This window comes from Microcoleus sp. PH2017_34_RAT_O_A, assembly GCF_020737885.1.
Classification (GTDB): domain Bacteria; phylum Cyanobacteriota; class Cyanobacteriia; order Cyanobacteriales; family Microcoleaceae; genus Microcoleus.
Map to the genome: position 1 here is coordinate 12,886 of NZ_JAEQDD010000008.1, position 18,839 is coordinate 31,724.

The following is an 18,839-nucleotide window of genomic DNA, read 5'->3' on the forward strand; positions in this document are numbered from 1 at the left end:
GGTTTCTGATATATAGCTGATTAAGCTGGCATCTCCTGTATTAATCAAAAATCCCAAATCCCAAATCTAAAAATCCCAAATCTAAAATGAGTAATTGGTCTCCCCAGCAAATTTTGCAAGAACCCGGTGTCAGGATGTCCGCCACCGAGAAAGAAACAATTCTCAAAAAATTTCCGCCTCCCGACGAAAAAAAACAAATCTATGCCGACGCCATTTTTGAAGGCGGCGGCGTGCGCGGACTTGCATTTTTAGGCGCACTCAGATGCTGCCACGATTTGGGCATCCGCTGGCGAAAATTGGCCGGTACTTCTGCGGGTGCAATTACTGCGGCAGTATTGGCAACAGACTTGTCAATGGACGACTTGGAGGAGTTGTTAGGACAGCTCGATTATAGCCTATTTTTAACTCAAAAAAACAGTCCTCTAATTTTAAATGGCGACCCCGCCGACGACTTGCAATCCCCAGCTTGGACGCTACTTTTCCTCACAATTAGCCGCCAGATGGGAGAATATTCTGCACAACCTTTTCGGCAGTGGTTGGAAGCAACACTTGGTAAAGGTCACTTGCACACTTTTGCCGATGTCAAACAACTGGTAAAAGAGCGGGAATTAAAAGTAGTAATATCCAACCTAACTCGCGGTGAAATGTTGGTGCTTCCCGATGACTTGCGGCGGCAAGACTCTGCCGATTCCGATCCTTTGTACCAGCAGTTGCGGCTCCAAAATCCCGAAGACTTTAGCGTAGCTGAAGCTGTGCGGCTGTCGATGAGTATTCCGCTATTTTTTGAGCCGGGAAAACTGGGCAACGACTTAATTGTCGATGGCGGAATTCTGAGCAATTTCCCGCTGTGGATTTATGACAAACAATCTGTCGGTTCGACTCCCACTATGCCCCGCTGGTTTACCTTTGGGTTTCGATTGGTCGATACTGGCATTGAGAATCAAGTTAAAATTAACACTCCGCTGTCGATGCTGGCGGCGATGTTCCGAACGATGATGAAAGCAAGAGACCGCTATCACCAGCGGGAAATGGATAAAGGGCGAGTTATTAATATTGATGTGACTGAAGCTGGGGTAACGACGACGGATTTTCACCTTGATGGCGATCGCAAGGCTAAACTATATCGATTGGGGTATGTGTCTACTAAGAGATTCTTTTTGAGTTCCAATTTTAGCTGGGAAAAGCACTTGAAGGCCAGGGGCTTTGGGGAATAGGAGAGGGGGAGAATGGGGAAATATCCCTTCCTCCTTCGACAAAACGTATACAGATTAAGGGTTTGAGGAATTTTAAAAATAGGGCTTGGCAAGAATAGGATGTGTGTGCTATAGTAAGTTACTGTCATCTTGGAGAGGTGGCTGAGTGGTCGAAAGCGGCAGATTGCTAATCTGTTAAGGGTGTTAACATCCTTCGAGGGTTCAAATCCCTCCCTCTCCGTTCTAAAACTTCCTTACCTAGCAACGACTCAAAGTCAAAAAAGGTACGTAGTTGCGCTTGAGCGCTCCGGAATTGCTAATCTAAAGCATAAAGGACAGACAAAAAAGGTACGTAGTTGCGCTTGAGCGCTCCGGGCGCTTGAGCGCTCCGGAATTGCTAATCTAAAGCATAAAGGACAGACAAAAAAGGTACGTAGTTGCGCTTAAGCGCTCCGGCATTGCTGCTGCAACGATAGGAACGACTCAATGTGAAAAAATAAAACAAACCAGTCAGTGAATATATAGCCTTTTTCAAAAAGATGAGGTATAATTCACAGCTCGATAACCGCTTAGACGTATAGGGCCCAAGCCCAACAACGTCCGCGAATCTTTGTGAGAACCGCTATAGCTGAATTTTCAAGTTATCCATTTTCCTAACCCTGATTAAGTAATGCTCAGCGCTATTTATAAGATTAGGAAAGAGCGCTGAAGCGCAACTACGTACCTTAGCTCAAGGGGGAAATTACCTTAAACTAACGAAAACAAAATTACCATTTCTCTGCCCGAATCCATACTGTATTTGAATCTATTTAGCAGCAATCATCAGCTACCGAATCTAATCAAGTTCCTTCATTGCTTCCACAAACTGCCGCGAGATAAAAGGCAAAATCTCTTCATTCTTGCTATTCTCTTTCCCCTCGGTAAAGACAACTAACAAATACGGCCGCAAACCCGGTATTTCAATATAAGCAGCATCATGACGAACTTGACTTGTCAACCCCGCTTTTGACCACAATTTTGTATTTTCTGGTAATCCGCCGCCTAAAAAACCTGTAACTTGATTTTCGGGATCTGCTTCTAATGCTGCTGGTTCTAAACTGCGTTTCATCAAACCCATCATGTCTTGCGATGCTTGTGCAGAAACAGCTACGCCACCGATGATAGTATGCAGCAAACGCGCCGCTGCATTTGTAGTCAGCATATTCCTATTTTCCATTAATTCTCCCAGAAATGCTCGCTCGCGACCGTAGGGGCCGTCGCACCAGGTTTTTTGATTGGCGTTAATGTTTTGTAATTCCGGCCAATCTAATGATTGAAAGTAACGGTTGATGAGGTTTCGCTGCTGTTTCCAAGTTTCAAAGGGGCCTGGTGATAATTCGGGGCCGCTGGTGGTGCCGGTGAGGGCGTCTACTACTAAGCTGGTGGCGTCGTTGCTGGAGTCAACTATCATATCTCGGACGGCGCGTTCTAATTCTGGCGATGTTTGAATCATGCCTTTTTGTGTCCATTCCCAGATGGCAACAAGGTAGAATAGTTTGACGATGCTGGCGGGATAAATTCGTTCGGAAGCCCTGGCGCTAAAACCTCGCGGTTGATATTTCCAAAATTCTTGTGGACTTAGGGCGCCACCTGTGTTGACTCGCACTGGCGGATCGTAGACTATCCAGGTTACTGCTGTACGATCGCCCTTCAATCCAGTAAATTCTGCCTGGACTGCATCTATAATGCTACTGCCGAGGGTTTCTAATTGTTCGTCTTTGTGGAAAAATGTCATGGTTAATGGTTGACTGCTGACGATTAACGGCGGTTGGCGGTTGGCTAATGGCAATAAATCGTTAAGTGCGAACAATTAATAGCAAATAATTAGCAATTAGCAATGGTCAATTATCAATTATCTGATGGTGTGGAGTATCGGGCGCGATCGCACATAAATATTTACGATTCCCCAAAGTGCGATCGATTGGCGACTCAAGCGGCGCAGGGGCGACATTTGCTTTTTTTTGACCCCCCCCAGCCAGGGCGGGCACGGGGGCACCGCTACAAGGGGGGGAGAGATGGCATAGATTCCCTTGTGCAGGGGGATACAACGGCTGTGATGGTGCGGCTGTGCGAAGACGATTATCCGGGATGGCTGGATCTTCGAGATATTGAGTTGCTCGAAGTCACAGAAACAGTGTATCATCCTCTGGTGCTTTCTGAAGCCCAAATTAGGGATAAATTGTCGATCGCAATTACTTTTACTCGCGAGGCGATGCACCAATCCAATTATTACCTTTGGGGCGGTACAGTCGGGCCAAATTATGATTGTTCGGGATTGATGCAAGCTGCTTTTGTGGCTGCGGGAATCTGGTTGCCGAGGGATGCTTACCAGCAAGAAGCTTTTACTACATCTATTATTAGTGTTAGCGATGTAGATCCGGGAGATTTAGTATTTTTTGGTACGCCGGAAAAAGCCACTCATGTAGGATTGTATATCGGAGAAAATCGCTACATTCACAGTTCGGGAAAAACTCAAGGTCGCGATGGTATTGGTATCGATGTTTTGTCGGATGATGGGGATGCAGTCAGTCGGGCTTATTACCAGCAATTGCGCGGATATGGTAAAGTTGTGGCAAGTTATCAACCTAGTTAGTAGTTGACAGTTGACAGTTGACAGTTGACAGTTGACAGTTGACAGTTGACAGTTGACTGCTGACTAATGACTAATGACTGCTGACTGCTGACTAATGACTAATGACAACTGATGTTATCTAACAAAACAATGGACGCTGCATTATTTTTGGAAAAATTGGCTGAACAGCAGGCTGCAACTGAGGTGGCGATCGACGTTTCGGTCGTGGTGCCAGTGTATAATGAGGTGGAAAGTTTGCCTCATCTGATTGAGGCGATCGCCTCTGCGATTCAACCATCTGGACTTAGCTATCAAATTATCTGTGTAGATGACGGTTCGTCGGACAATTCTGCTGACCTTCTCAAGCAGCTAGCCGGTAGTCGCGATGACCTTTGTGCTGTGCTTTTGCGCCGCAATTACGGGCAAACTGCTGCCATGTCCGCTGGCTTCGATCGCGCGACAGGCCGTGCTATTGTTACCCTAGACGGCGATTTGCAAAATGACCCTGCTGATATTCCGATGTTGCTGGACAAGTTAAATGAAGGCTACGATTTAGTTAGCGGTTGGCGCAAAAATAGGCAAGACAATACTATCAGCCGCCTGATTCCTTCTAAAATTGCTAACTGGTTAATTGGTCGCGTTACGGGCGTAACTTTGCACGACTACGGTTGTTCTTTGAAAGCTTATAAATCTGAGTTAGTTGCAGACTTAAATCTCTACGGGGAGTTGCACAGATTTTTGCCGGCTTTGGCGTTTATTGAAGGCGCGAGAATTGCAGAGATTCCGGTGCGACATCACGCGCGCCGTTTCGGTCAAAGCAAGTACGGGATTTGGCGGACTTTTCGAGTATTGATGGATTTGTTGACTATTTCTTTTATGAAGAAGTTCCTGACTCGACCGATGCACGTTTTTGGACTTTTGGGAATGAGTTCGATGGCATTGGGAACGGTTTTAGGGATTTATTTGACAGTCCTCAAATTGGGTTTCGGTCAAATTATTGGCAATCGTCCTTTGCTGATTTTGGCTGTGGTGTTGTTGTTGACTGGCGTGCAGTTATTTTGTTTTGGTTTGTTGGCGGAAGTCATGATGCGGACTTATCACGAGTCTCAGGGAAAACCGATTTATAGAGTCCGTGAGGTGTTTGGTTCTAAATAAGACATTGATTTGTATTGAATAAAATTTAGTCCTGTAAACAGGTTTGTAGTGAGGACTTTAGTACGCAAAAATCAAAGGACTGAAGTCCTCACTACAAACCGCAATCAACAGGTTTGTAGTGAGGACTTTAGTCCGCAAAAATCAAAGGACTGAAGTCCTCACTACAAACCAATTTTATTGTAGTCGATCGCCCGGACAAGGTATTATATTTAACTCATGACTTTTTGAGCTTGTCGGAGAGATTGAATAGTTGCGATCGCGTGTTGAGACACTGCATCTATTTCAGCAGCAGTATTGAACCGACCAATCCCAAAGCGAATTGAGGCGTAGGCTAATTTGTCCGATCGCCCGATCGCTGCTAAAACATGAGAAGGAGATATTTTCGCCGAAGTACAAGCAGAACCCGAAGACACCGCCGCCGCCGGTTGCAAACCCAACAGCAGTGCTTGACCGTCAACACCGCCTACACTAATATTAAGATTCCCCGGCAATCTCTTCGTCGCGTGACCGTTCATCACAACATCACCCAATCCACTCAAATTTTCCCACAAATGCTGCCGCAAATTTACAACTCGTGCTGTTTCCACCTCCATTTCCGAAATTGCTAACTCTACTGCTTTAGCAAATCCGACTATTTGCGGTGGGTAGAGAGTACCCGATCGCATTCCCCGTTCGTGGCCTCCTCCGTGCATTTGTAGGGCTAGTTGGACTCTCGGCTTGTTGCGTCGCACGTAGAGGGCGCCGATGCCTTTTGGCCCGTAGATTTTGTGCGCCGTCAAAGACATCAGATCGATGTTCATTTCCTCTACGTCGAGGGGGATTTTGCCGATCGCCTGCGCCGCATCCGTGTGAAACAAAATGTCATTTCCGCGACAAATTGCTGCTATTTCGGCGATCGGCTGAATCACACCAATTTCGTTATTAGCCGTCATCACAGAAACTAAAATTGTCTCGGCCTTAATCGCTTTAATCAAATCTCCAATATCAATTAGTCCGTCGCTTTTCACAGGTAAAACCGTAATGCTAAACCCCAATTTTTCCAAATATTTACAGGGATCAAGAATGGCATTATGTTCAGTTTGTACTGTGATAATGTGCTTTCCTTTACTGAAATAGGCTTCAGCGACGCCTTTAATCGCTAAATTATTTGCTTCCGTTGCACCGCTGGTAAAAACAATTTCTTCGGGAGAGGCATTGATCGCTTCTGCTATGATTTGTCGTGACTGTTTTACCGCTGCTTCTGCTTCCCAGCCGTAGACGTGGTTGATGCTGGCTGCGTTGCCGAATTGTTCGGTAAAATACGGCAGCATCGCATCAACTACTCGTTTGTCTACAGGGGTTGTGGCGTGGTTGTCGAGGTAGATAGGACGTGCGGACATAGTTTGGTTTTGGTTAAAAAGGTGTTAGGTTTATTGTAGACGAGCCCTTTGTTCTACCACAAAACTTTATATTTAACAAATATTTGTGAAGATTTATGCGACCTGACATTCAGGGATTAGAAATTACTGTCGGTGAGCTCAAGCACCTCAGCGGCGCGGGGCCCGATCGCGTATACCGGCCTGCGACTGCTACTAAATTTGCCCGCGAAGCTTTAAAAACAGTCAGTTTAATTGTTTTGGTTCTAATTAGCTGTTGGCTGCTGGTATTGATATTTCCTAGGGCTTATTTGTTGTGGTTGGCCCTGCACTTGGGTGCGATCGCCGGTTTGATCTTGGAAGATGCCTGGAAAATTTGGTGCAGCCGGAACCAAGATTTAATCCATCTTTTTGATGATGTCGATCGCTATAATGGTATAATCAAAGCGATCGAAATTAATGACCGACTCGAAGATGCTGGCAATCCGAACGTCAAAATAGGCGATCGCGCAAAAGTTATTAAAGCCTTGCAGCTCATCAGAGAGGATTTAGTTCGAGCTTTGAAAACCGAGAGGATTCTCAGGGAAAACAAAAAATTTGTCGATACTAACTCAGAACTGTTTGCCAATAATTTAAGAACTTTGAATGCCCTGCAAATTAGCGATCGATCGAGCCAGCCGGGGCGATTGCTCAACGAAGCTTTGCAGCTAGCTGTGGGAGTTCAAGCAGAAATGAAAAAGCTACAAGATCGAAACGCTGCTAATTAAAAAAATGGAAAATTAAGACGGCGGTTGAAACCGCGTCTACACAAACGAATTCCGCCTCCGCGGAATGAAGACAATAACGTAATTTTAAAAGCAGACGGCGGTTGAAACCGCTTTTGACCTGTTACTCGTAGGCGAAGCCAGCGCGAAGCGCTTATGTGGCGAAGCGCCCGTCATCCGAGTAACAGGTCAAACTACACAAACGAATTGAGCCGGACGCCGAATGAAGAGAATAACGTAATTTTAGCCAAATACGGTTCAGTTAAAAAGCTAATTTATCCCCGCACACATCAGTTAATTGATAACTATCATAGTCTCGGCGATGCGATCGTCGCGGATCGCTGCGCTAACCCTAAGATATCTCTTCGGACATTAGCGTTAACCCAACCATATTGAATTTTAACTGCCCGTTCTTCAACCTGCACTCCTCACGTGAATGTCTGTATAGACGCGGTTTCAACCGCCCGGTCTTCTTGGTAGCAACGCGCACCAACCGTGAAGCGATCGAACTCAAACACGTTTTTAAATTTATGATTTATGAGAATTGTTAAGAAAAATCATAATTGTAAATTTTTACCTGTTAGGTAACAGGTAAGGATATCTTGGAAAGGTGACGTTAACAACCAGGTCAGTATGTCTTCTACCAAACCAAAGATTATAGTTCTCGATGACGATCCCACAGGTTCTCAAACCGTGCACAGTTGCTTGCTGCTGACACGTTGGGACGAAGAAACCCTGCGTTTGGGACTGCGGGACAAGTCCCCGATTTTTTTTATACTGACAAATACTCGATCGCTAACTCCCGAAACAGCAGCCTCCGTCACCCGCGAAGTGTGCCAAAATCTCAAAAGGGCGATCGCGATCGAAGAAATCGAAGACTTCCTAATCGTTAGCCGTTCCGATTCTACCCTGCGCGGTCACTATCCGATCGAAACCGATGTAATCGCCGAAGAACTCGGCCCCTTCGACGCTCATTTTCTAATTCCCGCCTTTTTTGAAGGAGGCAGAATTACCCGCAACAGCGTGCATTACCTGATGGTTAACGGTGTCGAAACCCCTGTGCACGAAACCGAATTTGCCAAAGATTCAGTCTTCGGCTACCATCACAGTTACCTGCCAGACTACGTAGAAGAAAAAACCCAAGGTCGCATCCATGCTGATGCAGTCGATCGCATTTTACTCGCAGACATCCGCTACGGAAGTTTAGATAGATTGATGGAGATGACAGACAACCAATGTGCAGTTGTTGACGGCGAAAGCCAAGGCGATTTAAACACATTTGCCAAACACATTCTTGATGCAGCCAGTCAAGGCAAAAAGTTTTTATTCCGCAGCGCGGCGAGTATTTTAACATCCTTAGCTGACCTCGGCAACCAGCCCGTAGCAGCCGACGAAATGGCAGAATACGTGAAAGACGGCAAACCGGGTGCAGTAATAGTTGGTTCCCACGTTAAGAAAACGACAGATCAATTGGAACGCTTGTTAGAAGAACCCAATACAGTTAGCATTGAAATAGATGTATCTCACTTAGTAGAAGATTCGCCAGAGTCTCGCGCTCAAATCCTCAATGAAATCCTCGAAAAAGTTCGCACTGCTCATGCAGATAGCAAAACGCCTGTAATTTATACCAGCCGCCAGGAACTAGAATTTGAAAATGCTGAAGTCCGGTTAAAATTTGGTGCTGCTGTTTCTGCTTTGTTGATGGATGTCGTGCGGGGACTGCCTGCTGACATCGGTTTTTTAATTAGCAAGGGCGGGATTACTTCTAATGATGTGTTGAGTACAGGTTTGTCGCTGAAAAGTATCAGGCAAATCGGTCAAATTATTCCAGGTTGTTCTGTTGTAAAAACCGAGCCAAATCATCCTCTATTTCCCGATTTACCAGTCGTTTTGTTTCCTGGAAATGTCGGTGACAGTAATGCTTTGGCTACGGCTTACAAGCGACTCAGCAAGCATTCTAGCTAGTTGAATCGCTGGCTTAACGAAGATGAATTGAGTTCTATTCAGGGAACACACATTGATATCAACCTAAGCCTAAAACAGTTGAAATATTTCGTTGTCTGCTCGTTACTAGGCTGTGCCTGGTAACACAGATCCGGAGGAAGAGCCTCCTTAATCCTGTGCCGAGGCAGAGCAAGAGTGATATCATGTCCGGTCGATTGACTGCAATAAGTAAGGTTCGTAGTGCGGACTTCAGTCCGCTCTTATGCCGCGGACTGAAGTCCGCACTACGAACCGTTTTTGTTATGGTAATCGACGGGACATAATATGAGATAGGTTCCTTTCGCTGTGCCTGGGAACCAGTTAAATAATCTCTAAAAAATCTCTGGCTGATTCTATCGTTGCTAAAACCGCTCTAATATGCTATGGTAAAAGGTCTACTTTTAAATAAAAGCGATCGCCAGCTCGACAAATTCCCCCTCGGCAACGCCTCTGGAAAAAATCAAATTTAGAAAAAAAAATCAGGTAGCCCTCTACATATAGAGCCAACAGCGCCATAGCTACTGCTATCAGTAGCGTTTCCAGCTTGTATCGACCTAAATGTAAAAATTTTATAAAAATGTTCGCATAGTAATTTTTAGCTGAAAGGATTAGCATATAAGGGTGACAGAACATTATCATCCACTAAACTCATTAAAAGATGGCCATTGGTTCAAGCTGATCTGTGGGGCGAGCTTTCAACACCTGCCGGCGGTTCGGAATCTCACATTGGCTTACACCTTGGCAGGTGCTGACTGCATCGATGTCGCGGCAGATCCCGCCGCCGTCGCAGCAGCGAAAGAAGCCCTACAAGTTGCCAGCGAATTACAGGCAAAAACTCAAAACCGCAGGTTTGGCGGCAAAGGGTTGCCCTTGCTGATGGTGAGTTTAAACGATGGAGAAGACCCGCATTTTCGCAAAGCCGAATTCAACCCAGCCGATTGTCCGGCGGACTGCTGGCGGCCCTGCGAAAAAATATGTCCAGCCTCCGCAATAGTTTTTCAGAGTGCTGGTAGTGGTTTTTCCGGGGTGATAGACCAGCAGTGCTATGGCTGCGGTCGCTGTCTGCCTGTTTGTCCGAGCCAATTAATTTACACTCGTTCTTACGTGTCTGCTCCCGCCGCGATCGCACCTTTAATCTTGCAATCCGGTGCGGATGCCCTAGAAATCCACACGCAAGTAGGCAGAGAGGCAGATTTTGCGAGACTTTGGTCGAGCATAGATCCCTGGGTAGATCAACTTAAAGTAATAGCAATTAGTTGCCCCGATGGAGACGGTTTGATTGATTATTTGCGGACACTCTATCAAATAATTTCCCCCCTGCCTTGTCCCCTAATTTGGCAAACCGATGGTAGGCCGATGAGTGGAGATATTGGAATAGGAACTACTAGAGCAGCGGTCAAACTCGGTCAAAAAGTTTTGGCTGCCCAGTTGCCGGGATACGTGCAACTTGCAGGCGGCACTAACGATCGCACTGTCAGCAAACTGAGAGCCTCTGGACTGCTTTTGGATGGCGGGAAAAATTTGTCAGTTCCTCCTGTCCAATACATTGCAGGTGTAGCTTACGGCAGCTATGCCAGGGTTTTGCTATCGCCAATTTTAGAACAATTAGAAACAATGCAGACCGATCGAGCTTCTGCCGTTCCGGTAGCAGTCCCTTGCGGCGCAGCCGAAGTTCAAACACCTCGGTTGACTCAGCTCGAAGCCGTCCCAGAACTTCTCTCGGAGGCGGTGAGTTTAGCTCGTTCTCTAGTTTCCCAGATCAAAAGTCAGTTGACAGTTGACAGTTGACAGTTGACAGTTGTCAGTTGTTAGTTGTTAGTTGTTAGTTGACAGTTGTCAGTTGTTAGTTGTTAGTTTTTAGTTGTTAGTTGTCAGTTGTTAGTTGTTAATCAAAAAAACTGAAAACTGATAGCTAACAACTGTAGTTTGCGATTTCGCGATCGCACTTGCACCCAGGTGAAACCCGGTTTCTTACTATATTTCTCGTTCCTGTTCGCAAAACTCGTAGAAACCGGGTTTATAACCCCACGCGTAATCCACGAACTGTCAACTGTCCACTGTCAACTGTCAACTGTCCACTGTCCACTGTCAACTGTCAACTGTCAACTGTCCACTGTCCACTGTCCACTGAACCGAACACACCGAGGCGAATGCAGATTACAGACGACCTCAGCAGACTATTAGACATCGTGCCAGATGAGATCCGGCAGCCCTTAGAGCAGCACCCGCAGCGCAACAATCTCATTGAGGTTGTGATGGATTTGGGCCGTCTACCAGAAGCTCGTTTTCCATCCTTGGCCGAACCTCTTTCCCAAACACCAGTTTCCAAAGCAGACCTCAGCTATTGTATCGATCGAGTCGGCAGCTTCGGCGGCGACAATCGAGCCGGTATCGAGCAAACCCTGCACCGAATTAGCGCCCTTCGCAACCGCAGCGGCGAGATTATCGGCTTGACTTTGAGGGTGGGCCGCGCTGTGTTCGGGACGATCGGCATTATCCGCGATTTAGTGGAAACCGGTCAATCAATTTTGATGCTCGGCCGCCCCGGAGTTGGCAAAACCACGGCTTTGCGGGAAATCGCCCGCGTCCTCGCCGATGACTTGGAAAAACGGGTGGTAATCATCGACACCTCCAACGAAATTGCTGGAGATGGAGATATCCCGCATCCGGCGATCGGCAGAGCTCGCAGAATGCAAGTTTCGCGTCCCGAACTCCAGCACCAAGTCATGATCGAAGCAGTGGAAAACCATATGCCGGAAGTGATCGTGATTGACGAAATCGGCACGGAATTAGAAGCTTTGGCCGCTCGGACGATCGCGGAAAGGGGCGTGCAATTGGTCGGTACCGCCCACGGGAACCGGATCGAAAACTTGATGAAAAATCCGACTCTGGCCGACTTAATCGGGGGCATCCAAGCGGTGACGCTGGGAGATGACGAGGCCCGGCGCCGCGGTTCTCAAAAGACAGTTTTGGAACGCAAATCACCGCCAACTTTTGAAATTGCGATCGAAATGCTCGAACGCCAGCGCTGGGTAATCCACGAACGAGTCTCAGATTCGATCGACAGCCTGCTGCGGGGACGCGAACCGAACCAGCAAATCAGAAGCGTCAGCGACAGCGGAGAAGTCACGATCGAGCGCGAGTCAGCATCTCCCCCCGTCCGGTTTCCAGGGATGCCAGCTTCCGCCTCAGGCCCCGCTGCGGTATCAGCAATGCGGCCCGTCACGCCGATTTCTGGGTGGCGGAGTGCCGGGAAAATGGTGCCGATGCCCCCTCAAAACGAGAAATTCGCTGCTGCTACCGCTGCTAACAGCGCGCCGGTACTTCCTGAGACTCGGTATTTCGAGCAACTCCTCGAAGAATCCCTGTCCGTGGAACCTGTACCGCAGCAACGGGGTCGTTATTCCCAGAATGTCGGCCCTAACGGCGAAGATTTGCCCCTCCACGTTTATCCTTACGGCATAGCTCGCCACCAGCTCGAACAGGTGATTTCCACCCTGAACCTGCCGGTGCAGTTGACTAAGGATATTGAAAGTGCTGACGTGGTGTTGGCTTTGCGATCGAACGTGCGGAACCAGTCAAAATTGAGGCACTTGGCCAAAACTCGCCAAGTTCCCCTGCACACAATCAAAGCTGGGACTATTCCCCACGTAGCGAGAGCTTTGCGGCGCCTGTTGGACATGGACGACCCGGGCACCCCGGAAGTGGCAGACCTCGCCTTATTCGCCCGCAGCGGTACTTCTGACGAACTCGAAGCTCTCGAAGAAACCCGCTTGGCTGTCGAGCAAATTGTCATTCCCAAGGGACAGCCGGTGGAACTCTTACCCCGTTCTCCCAATGTCCGCAAAATGCAGCACGAACTTGTGGAACACTATCACCTGAAATCCCACAGTTTTGGGGAAGAACCCAACCGCCGCCTGCGGATTTTTCCAGCGTGAACAGCCCTATATCTAGAATCGGCATCATGTAGGGTGCGCGGGGCGCACCTTACCCCTTGAAGGCAGCAGGTAGAAGGCAAACGGCCGAATTTTTTTCATGTTGCTGTCTGTTTTCTACCTGCTGCCTTCGATCTCAAGCGGGCTCAATTAACCATGATTCTGGTAGCGTGGTACACTGCGTAGACCAGAATCTTCTGGTATATCGACCGCACGTGATATTATTTCCGTTGCTGTGATTTTTGTGTGTAAGTGCGATCGGGCTAATTCCCAATTTCCAACCCCCAATTCCCAACCCTCAATGATGACTAATGACTACTGACTAATTCCCAATTTCCAACCCCCAATTTCCAATTCCCAATGATGACTAATGACTGATGACTAATGACTACTGACTAATTCCCAACCCCCTATAATAACAGATTATAAATAAACATAAAGCGGTTATCAAAAAAATGAGGTATGCCCGATGCCCGATGCCCTATGCCCTATGCCCGATGCCCGATGCCCTATGCCCTATGCCCGATGCCCTATGCCCGATGCCCGATGCCCTATGCCCGATGCCCGATGCCCTATGCCCTATGCCCGATGCCCGATGCCCTATGCCCGATGCCCTATGCCCGATGCCCTATGCCCGATGCCCGATGCCCGATGCCCGATAGTACCTCATCTTTCTGAGAAAGGCTATATTTACCAGAGTTGACATGAATGATGCAGAAATTCAGCTATTTATTGAATTAATTGCCGCTCACACGGGTTTACAAATTCGCCCGCAAGATCGATCGGGTTTGTCTCGAAAAATTTTGACTCGAATGAAAGCTTTAAAAATAGCATTTCCCGACAAATATTATCAAATCTTAGCCGCTTCGAGTCCGGAAAGTCAAAATGAATGGCAGGAACTAACCTTGCTGCTGACAACCAACGAAAGTTATTTCATGCGGGACAAAGGACAGTTTTCGCTCCTAGAAAAAGTGATTTTGCCGGAATTAATCGCACGCAAAATAAAATTGCACGAGACATTGGGAATTAAGCCAAGACTGCGAATCTGGAGTGCTGGCTGCTCGACTGGTGAAGAACCTTATTCTTTACTTATTATTTTAAAACAACTAATTCCTGATTGGGACAAATGGAAAATTTTAATTTTAGGTACTGATATCAATCAAGCAGCAATAGAAAAAGCCCAGCGAGGAATTTATAGCCCTTGGTCTTTTCGCTTAGTTGACCCGGAACTGCAAAATCGATATTTCTCTCAGCGGAAAACCGATTGGGAAATAGACCAGAACTTGCGCCAATTTGTCAGCTTTAGATCTGTAAATTTAGTGACAGATAATTTTCCTAATATTTACACAGATCTTCATAACATGGATTTGATATTATGCCGAAATGTTTTTGTTTATTTTGAAGCTCAGTATATTTCACAGGTATTGAAAAAGTTTGCCAAAACGCTAAGACCTGGAGGATATTTAATGACTGGTCACGCTGAAATTCACAGTCACGTGATGAACGATTTTCAACCAAAGAGTTTCCCGGAGTCGGTTGTTTATCAAGCCAAGAATGTCCTAGAGGAGGAACCAGGTAAAAAAAAGTCTTTGATTGTACCAGAATCTAAAACAAAATCGGCGTTTGGGGAATCGGGAAATAAATTGGAATTGGGCGACCATAGCGGTCAGTTGCTACCGAGGAAAGGGGAAACGGTGCCAGCTAGTTTTGCTAACGGCAATTTTGGGGATGTCGGGTCGCTGTCGCTGTTAACAGCAGGTACCGGGCTGGGAAAGATGCTGCGAAGTCGCTATTTAGAGGGCGATCTGGCGAACAAGAAGATATCTAGTTTATCCCCAAAAATTGCAGCCGAAAAAGCTGATAGCAAAACGCCTCAGATGCTTATATTAGAGGCAAAAGCTTGTTTAAAAAATAAAGCTTATTTTGAGGCAATTGATAAAGCAAAACAGGCGCTCCACCTGCAATCTCAAAATTTTGAAGCTGATTATTTGCTCGCTCAAATTTATGCAAATTTAGGCCAGTATTCTCAGGCGGTAGAATACTGCAAGCGAGCTAGTAAGCTAGATACTATGTCAGTATTTCCTTATTATTTGCAAGCTCAGATTGCTGAAGAACAGGACGACTTGGAAACCGCTAAAATATATTTAAGAAAAGTTATTTATCTTTGCCCATCTTTTGTTTCAGCTTATCTCGAATTCGGGAATATATACCATAAAGAAGGTAAGCTAAATATAGCTATTAAAATGTACAAGTCATCTTGCGATATTCTCAAACAACTGCCGCCCAATACTCCGATCGAGCAACAGGGAAAAATGACAGCGAGTCAAGTATTGATTGATGTTCAAAAAAAATTGGTAAAATTGTACAGCCAAAAAAACTGACGCACTGGGAAAATCTAAAAACCTGGTTTTTTGTGGGTGTGTCGCTGCCAAACCGAATGGGTGCATCTCAATTTTGAAGCCTGAAGAAGCATGACCGCATATAAGTTATTAGTTATAATCCTATATTGACTACGGTCATGCTTCGCCCCTACAAACATATTTGACAAACCCAGATGCACCCAACCGAATCCGATCGCATAAACCATGTGTTTTTTGCAAGTCTTACTAGATAAATTGTCAGAATTAATATGGAAACTAAGCCGTATCTTATATTTGAACATAACGGTTTGCTGTGCGGCGTAGAAGTCGGCTGCGTTAGAGAAATTTTCTTTCTCCCGGAGTTGACACCGATCGCCGAAGCGCCTCAAGATATTGTTGGGGCGATCGATCTTAGAGGATCCATTCTGCCCGTGATGGATCTAAATCTCCGTTTTGGGTACGTTTGGCAGGACTATTCTGTCACAGATAGTGCGATCGTCATAGAATGGCAAGAAATTCGACTTGTCATCATTGTCGATCGAGTTAACGAAGTTAAGCAGATCCCCGCAGATGCCATAACTCCCCAGCTATCTTACGGGCGAGACAACCCAGAAGCCCCCCATCATTTTTTAGCTGGATTTGCCCGCTGCGGGGCCGATATGATTATGCTGCTGGATCTCGATCGGCTAATTCGATATTCTCCCGACAAAACAGAAGCCCAAATCCCAGTGTCTGCAAGCGATGCAGGACTGTCAGCGGCATCCGGCAACCTAGAAACCGCCAATTTGCAGTTAGAAATAGAGCCAAAATTGTTAGTGGAAGATACTAAAGTTTTGGCCAAAATTCACGTTTTTTGTCCGAATGCTACAGCCCAAGAAAAGGCGATTTTTCGAGATAGGGCCCAGAATTTGAGGCAGCAGGGCGATCGCGAAAATTCCGCAGCAATTGATATGTCCCTCGCCGTAGTTGTTTTAAACAGCGAATACTTTGGTATTAACCTAGCTGTAGTGCGCGAATTCACTGACATTCGCCAAGTAACTCCAATTCCTTGCACTCCCGATCGCATTATTGGCAACATGAATTTGCGGGGCGAGATTCTCACCCTAGTGGACATTCGGAATGTTTTAAATATGTCAGGCGACACAAAATCTCTCTCAAAGGCGATCGTTGTTGAAATTGAAGATTTGGTCGCCGGTATAGTCGTTGACGAAATCTTAGATATTATACATTTAAATGTAGCAGAAATTGCGACTATTCCTGCTGCACTAAATTCAGCCAACCGCGAATATCTTCGAGGCACCGCTTTTTACGAGGAAAAACTTATCGCTGTTCTGAACTTGCAGAAACTATTAACAAAAGGAGGAGTTGCTGTTGATGAGGAGGTTTGAAGAAAGATTTTACCATAAAGAATTGTTTGAAAGCCTCTCCCCGATCGGGAGAAACTAAAATCCGACTATTCATTACTCCAATCCTCTTCCTTCTAGGTAGAGGTCGCTCTCAAACTGTCAACTGTCAACTGTCAACTGTCAACTGTTGAAGGCCAAATCGGAATCGCACCTGCAAAAACGATGTCAGCGCCACCCGAAACTAAAGAAAAGAGAGTAAGAGAACAGAATTTGCTATGATACTATTTTCTACTGTCACTGGACGGCATCAGTCCCAGAAGTGGCTGGCCCATTTCCGTTGCCAACGCCGGACTCCCAACCACTATCGCAGGATCGCAACCTTAGTAACGCAAATGCTATCTTAAATTAACGCAAAAATATGTTTTTATCCATTAAAAAACTAAATATTAGAAACAAGATGCTCGTCGGATATCTAGCGCCAGCAGCTATTTATTTAGGGTTGCCAGTCTTAGTTCTCGTTACTACGAGTCAGGTTTTTGAGACTTTCAAAAAAGTGGAAAGAGTAGAAAATGTGATCGGAGAAACAAGTAATATGTCCGTAGGTACGGAGCAAATGGTACGGGGAATGCGCGGCTATTTAATTAATAAAAATCAGCAGTTCTTAAACGATTTTAAAACAGGTGCAGACTTGGCTCGCCAGTCAGGGATCAATCTAGGGCCGATTGTTGAAAATTCCGAACAAAAAGCCCGTTTGCGGAGAATGTTGGATCTGGTCAAAGAATATTATGATGGTTCTAACGAAATAGTTCGCTTATTTCAGCAAAATCAGACAGCCGAAGCCCTCGCTATATTTAATACAGGCAAGTATACCAAATTTGTGAATGAATTCGTGGAATTGAACCGGGAATTTCGGGAAACAGAATTAAAGATTATTAAGCAAGAAACTAAAATCACGAAGGCATCTTTAAGCTTTTTGGTATCGACGCTGGTGTTTGGTTCGATACTGCTACTGCTGCTTGGCGCCACTGTTGCTTGGCTGATTTCGTCAGGAATTGCTCGAACTATCGATCGCACAATTAGTTCGATCGCCAGTTCCTCCGCCCAGATTGCCGCCACAGTTGAAGAACAGGAACGAATGGCAAGCCAGCAAGCAGTTTCAGTCAATGAAACTACTACAACAATGGACGAATTGGGTGCATCTTCTAGGGCGACTTCACAGCAGATAGAAACTGCCGCAAGTCAAGCAATGCAAGCTTTAACTTTAGCTGGTGGCGGTACAAAAGCTGTGGAACAAACCTTAGAAGCAATGGCAATACTGAAAACAAAAGTGCAGGATATGCAAGGACAAATTATGCAGTTGAGCGAGCAAACCGATCGCATTGGCAATATCTCAACCGTAGTTAGCGACTTAGCAAATCAGACTAATATGTTAGCACTAAATGCGGCTGTCGAAGCAGTGCGAGCCGGCGAACACGGCAAAGGGTTCGGAGTTGTCGCGTCAGAAATTCGCAAACTTGCCGATCGCAGTAAAAAATCTGCCGCACAAATAAATCTCTTAGTCGCCGATATTCAGCGCGCGATCAACTCAACAGTCATGGTGACAGACGAAGGAACTAAAACGGTAGAATCTGGCGTAAATATTGCGGAGGAAACTGCCGCAGCATTTGCTGGAGTAGCTGATGCAATTAACAACGTAGTTTTGAGTTCTCAGCAAATTTCGCTGAATGCCAAACAGCAAGCAATCGCGATCGAACAAGTGGTGGAAGCGATGAACTCTCTCAACCAAGCAGCAGCACAAACAGCTTGCGGTATCACTCAAACTAAAATTGGCACTCAAAAATTGAATGAAGCTGCTTTAGATTTAAAAGCAGTTGTTTAGCATAGTTATAAGTTCTGATAGTTTGAAAACAAAATTAAACAGTAAGTCTGTATTCTCAGCCCCGATACTCATTAGTCAATCCCAATTATTCAATCTAAAATCTAAAACGGTGCATCTCACGCAAGGCGAATATATCCGTAGGGGCGAAGCATGACCGCAGAAAATATGGGATTACAACTAATAACTTATATGCGGTCATGCTTCGCCCTCTTCAAAAACCAGATGCACCCATCTAAAATCTCAAGTCTCAAATGGTAT

Annotated in this window: 13 protein-coding genes and 1 tRNA gene; 12 read left to right on the forward strand and 2 right to left on the reverse strand. The window is 46.0% G+C overall.

The genetic code is table 11. From position 1 onward, the window contains the following. Positions 1-86 precede the first annotated feature (86 nt). Both JGK11_RS04800 and JGK11_RS04805 read left to right on the forward strand, forming a co-directional pair. Positions 87-1,214 carry a patatin-like phospholipase family protein gene (locus JGK11_RS04800; protein ID WP_293181642.1) on the forward strand — a complete coding sequence of 376 codons (1,128 nt, stop codon included), beginning with the start codon at positions 87-89 and terminating at the stop codon, positions 1,212-1,214. Between the two features lie 131 nt (positions 1,215-1,345). Then, a tRNA-Ser gene (locus JGK11_RS04805) sits at positions 1,346-1,434 on the forward strand. Between the two features lie 594 nt (positions 1,435-2,028). Here the strand turns inward: JGK11_RS04805 and JGK11_RS04810 are convergent. Next, positions 2,029-2,967 (reverse strand): serine hydrolase, encoded by a 939-nt coding sequence (locus JGK11_RS04810; protein WP_293210848.1) that lies wholly within the window; start codon positions 2,965-2,967, stop codon positions 2,029-2,031. Between the two features lie 102 nt (positions 2,968-3,069). On the opposite strand from JGK11_RS04810, the gene JGK11_RS04815 reads away from it, so the two are divergent. After that, the gene (locus JGK11_RS04815; RefSeq protein WP_293181640.1) at positions 3,070-3,825 is read left to right on the forward strand and encodes a C40 family peptidase; all 756 of its coding nucleotides are present in this window, start codon (positions 3,070-3,072) and stop codon (positions 3,823-3,825) included. Between the two features lie 129 nt (positions 3,826-3,954). Next, positions 3,955-4,959, forward strand: coding sequence for a glycosyltransferase family 2 protein (locus JGK11_RS04820; RefSeq protein ID WP_293181638.1), 1,005 nt, complete (start codon positions 3,955-3,957; stop codon positions 4,957-4,959). Positions 4,960-5,168: 209 nt separating this feature from the next. Here JGK11_RS04820 and JGK11_RS04825 read toward each other — a convergent pair whose 3' ends face one another. Next, the gene (locus JGK11_RS04825) at positions 5,169-6,338 is read right to left on the reverse strand and encodes an IscS subfamily cysteine desulfurase (RefSeq protein WP_293181636.1); all 1,170 of its coding nucleotides are present in this window, start codon (positions 6,336-6,338) and stop codon (positions 5,169-5,171) included. Between the two features lie 95 nt (positions 6,339-6,433). On the opposite strand from JGK11_RS04825, the gene JGK11_RS04830 reads away from it, so the two are divergent. The 8 genes from JGK11_RS04830 to JGK11_RS04865 all read left to right on the forward strand — a co-directional run bounded on the left by JGK11_RS04830 (position 6,434) and on the right by JGK11_RS04865 (position 18,581). Further along, complete coding sequence (locus JGK11_RS04830; protein ID WP_293210804.1) at positions 6,434-7,081, forward strand: hypothetical protein; 648 nt, start codon at positions 6,434-6,436, stop codon at positions 7,079-7,081. A gap of 630 nt (positions 7,082-7,711) precedes the next feature. Continuing rightward, a complete protein-coding gene (locus JGK11_RS04835) occupies positions 7,712-9,043 on the forward strand; it encodes a four-carbon acid sugar kinase family protein (RefSeq protein ID WP_293210806.1) in 1,332 nt (443 codons plus the stop codon). A 639-nt stretch (positions 9,044-9,682) separates the two neighbouring features. Beyond that, positions 9,683-10,849, forward strand: a complete 1,167-nt coding sequence (gene ldpA, locus JGK11_RS04840; protein ID WP_293210808.1) for a circadian clock protein LdpA — start codon at positions 9,683-9,685, stop codon at positions 10,847-10,849. A gap of 362 nt (positions 10,850-11,211) precedes the next feature. Then, the gene (locus JGK11_RS04845) at positions 11,212-12,999 is read left to right on the forward strand and encodes a R3H domain-containing nucleic acid-binding protein (protein WP_293181626.1); all 1,788 of its coding nucleotides are present in this window, start codon (positions 11,212-11,214) and stop codon (positions 12,997-12,999) included. A 459-nt stretch (positions 13,000-13,458) separates the two neighbouring features. Further along, positions 13,459-13,674, forward strand: coding sequence for a hypothetical protein (locus tag JGK11_RS04850; protein WP_293210810.1), 216 nt, complete (start codon positions 13,459-13,461; stop codon positions 13,672-13,674). Between the two features lie 26 nt (positions 13,675-13,700). Beyond that, a complete protein-coding gene (locus tag JGK11_RS04855) occupies positions 13,701-15,377 on the forward strand; it encodes a CheR family methyltransferase (protein ID WP_293210812.1) in 1,677 nt (558 codons plus the stop codon). 248 nt (positions 15,378-15,625) lie between these two features. Next, positions 15,626-16,744, forward strand: a complete 1,119-nt coding sequence (locus tag JGK11_RS04860; RefSeq protein ID WP_293181622.1) for a chemotaxis protein CheW — start codon at positions 15,626-15,628, stop codon at positions 16,742-16,744. 376 nt (positions 16,745-17,120) lie between these two features. Beyond that, positions 17,121-18,581: a methyl-accepting chemotaxis protein gene (locus tag JGK11_RS04865; protein WP_293181620.1), complete on the forward strand. Its 1,461-nt coding sequence runs from the start codon at positions 17,121-17,123 to the stop codon at positions 18,579-18,581. Positions 18,582-18,839: the final 258 nt, after the last annotated feature.

Bases quoted from the DNA above. Each gene is read 5' to 3' on its own strand.
- JGK11_RS04800 (WP_293181642.1), top strand. From the start codon at position 87: ATGAGTAATTGGTCTCCCCAGCAAATTTTGCAAGAACCCGGTGTCAGG.
- JGK11_RS04850 (WP_293210810.1), top strand. From the start codon at position 13,459: ATGCCCGATGCCCGATGCCCTATGCCCTATGCCCGATGCCCGATGCCC.
- JGK11_RS04820 (WP_293181638.1), top strand. From the start codon at position 3,955: ATGGACGCTGCATTATTTTTGGAAAAATTGGCTGAACAGCAGGCTGCA.
- JGK11_RS04835 (WP_293210806.1), top strand. From the start codon at position 7,712: ATGTCTTCTACCAAACCAAAGATTATAGTTCTCGATGACGATCCCACA.
- JGK11_RS04865 (WP_293181620.1), top strand. From the start codon at position 17,121: ATGTTTTTATCCATTAAAAAACTAAATATTAGAAACAAGATGCTCGTC.
- JGK11_RS04855 (WP_293210812.1), top strand. From the start codon at position 13,701: ATGAATGATGCAGAAATTCAGCTATTTATTGAATTAATTGCCGCTCAC.
- JGK11_RS04845 (WP_293181626.1), top strand. From the start codon at position 11,212: ATGCAGATTACAGACGACCTCAGCAGACTATTAGACATCGTGCCAGAT.
- JGK11_RS04825 (WP_293181636.1), bottom strand. From the start codon at position 6,338: ATGTCCGCACGTCCTATCTACCTCGACAACCACGCCACAACCCCTGTA.
- JGK11_RS04830 (WP_293210804.1), top strand. From the start codon at position 6,434: ATGCGACCTGACATTCAGGGATTAGAAATTACTGTCGGTGAGCTCAAG.
- JGK11_RS04860 (WP_293181622.1), top strand. From the start codon at position 15,626: ATGGAAACTAAGCCGTATCTTATATTTGAACATAACGGTTTGCTGTGC.
- JGK11_RS04815 (WP_293181640.1), top strand. From the start codon at position 3,070: ATGGTCAATTATCAATTATCTGATGGTGTGGAGTATCGGGCGCGATCG.
- JGK11_RS04810 (WP_293210848.1), bottom strand. From the start codon at position 2,967: ATGACATTTTTCCACAAAGACGAACAATTAGAAACCCTCGGCAGTAGC.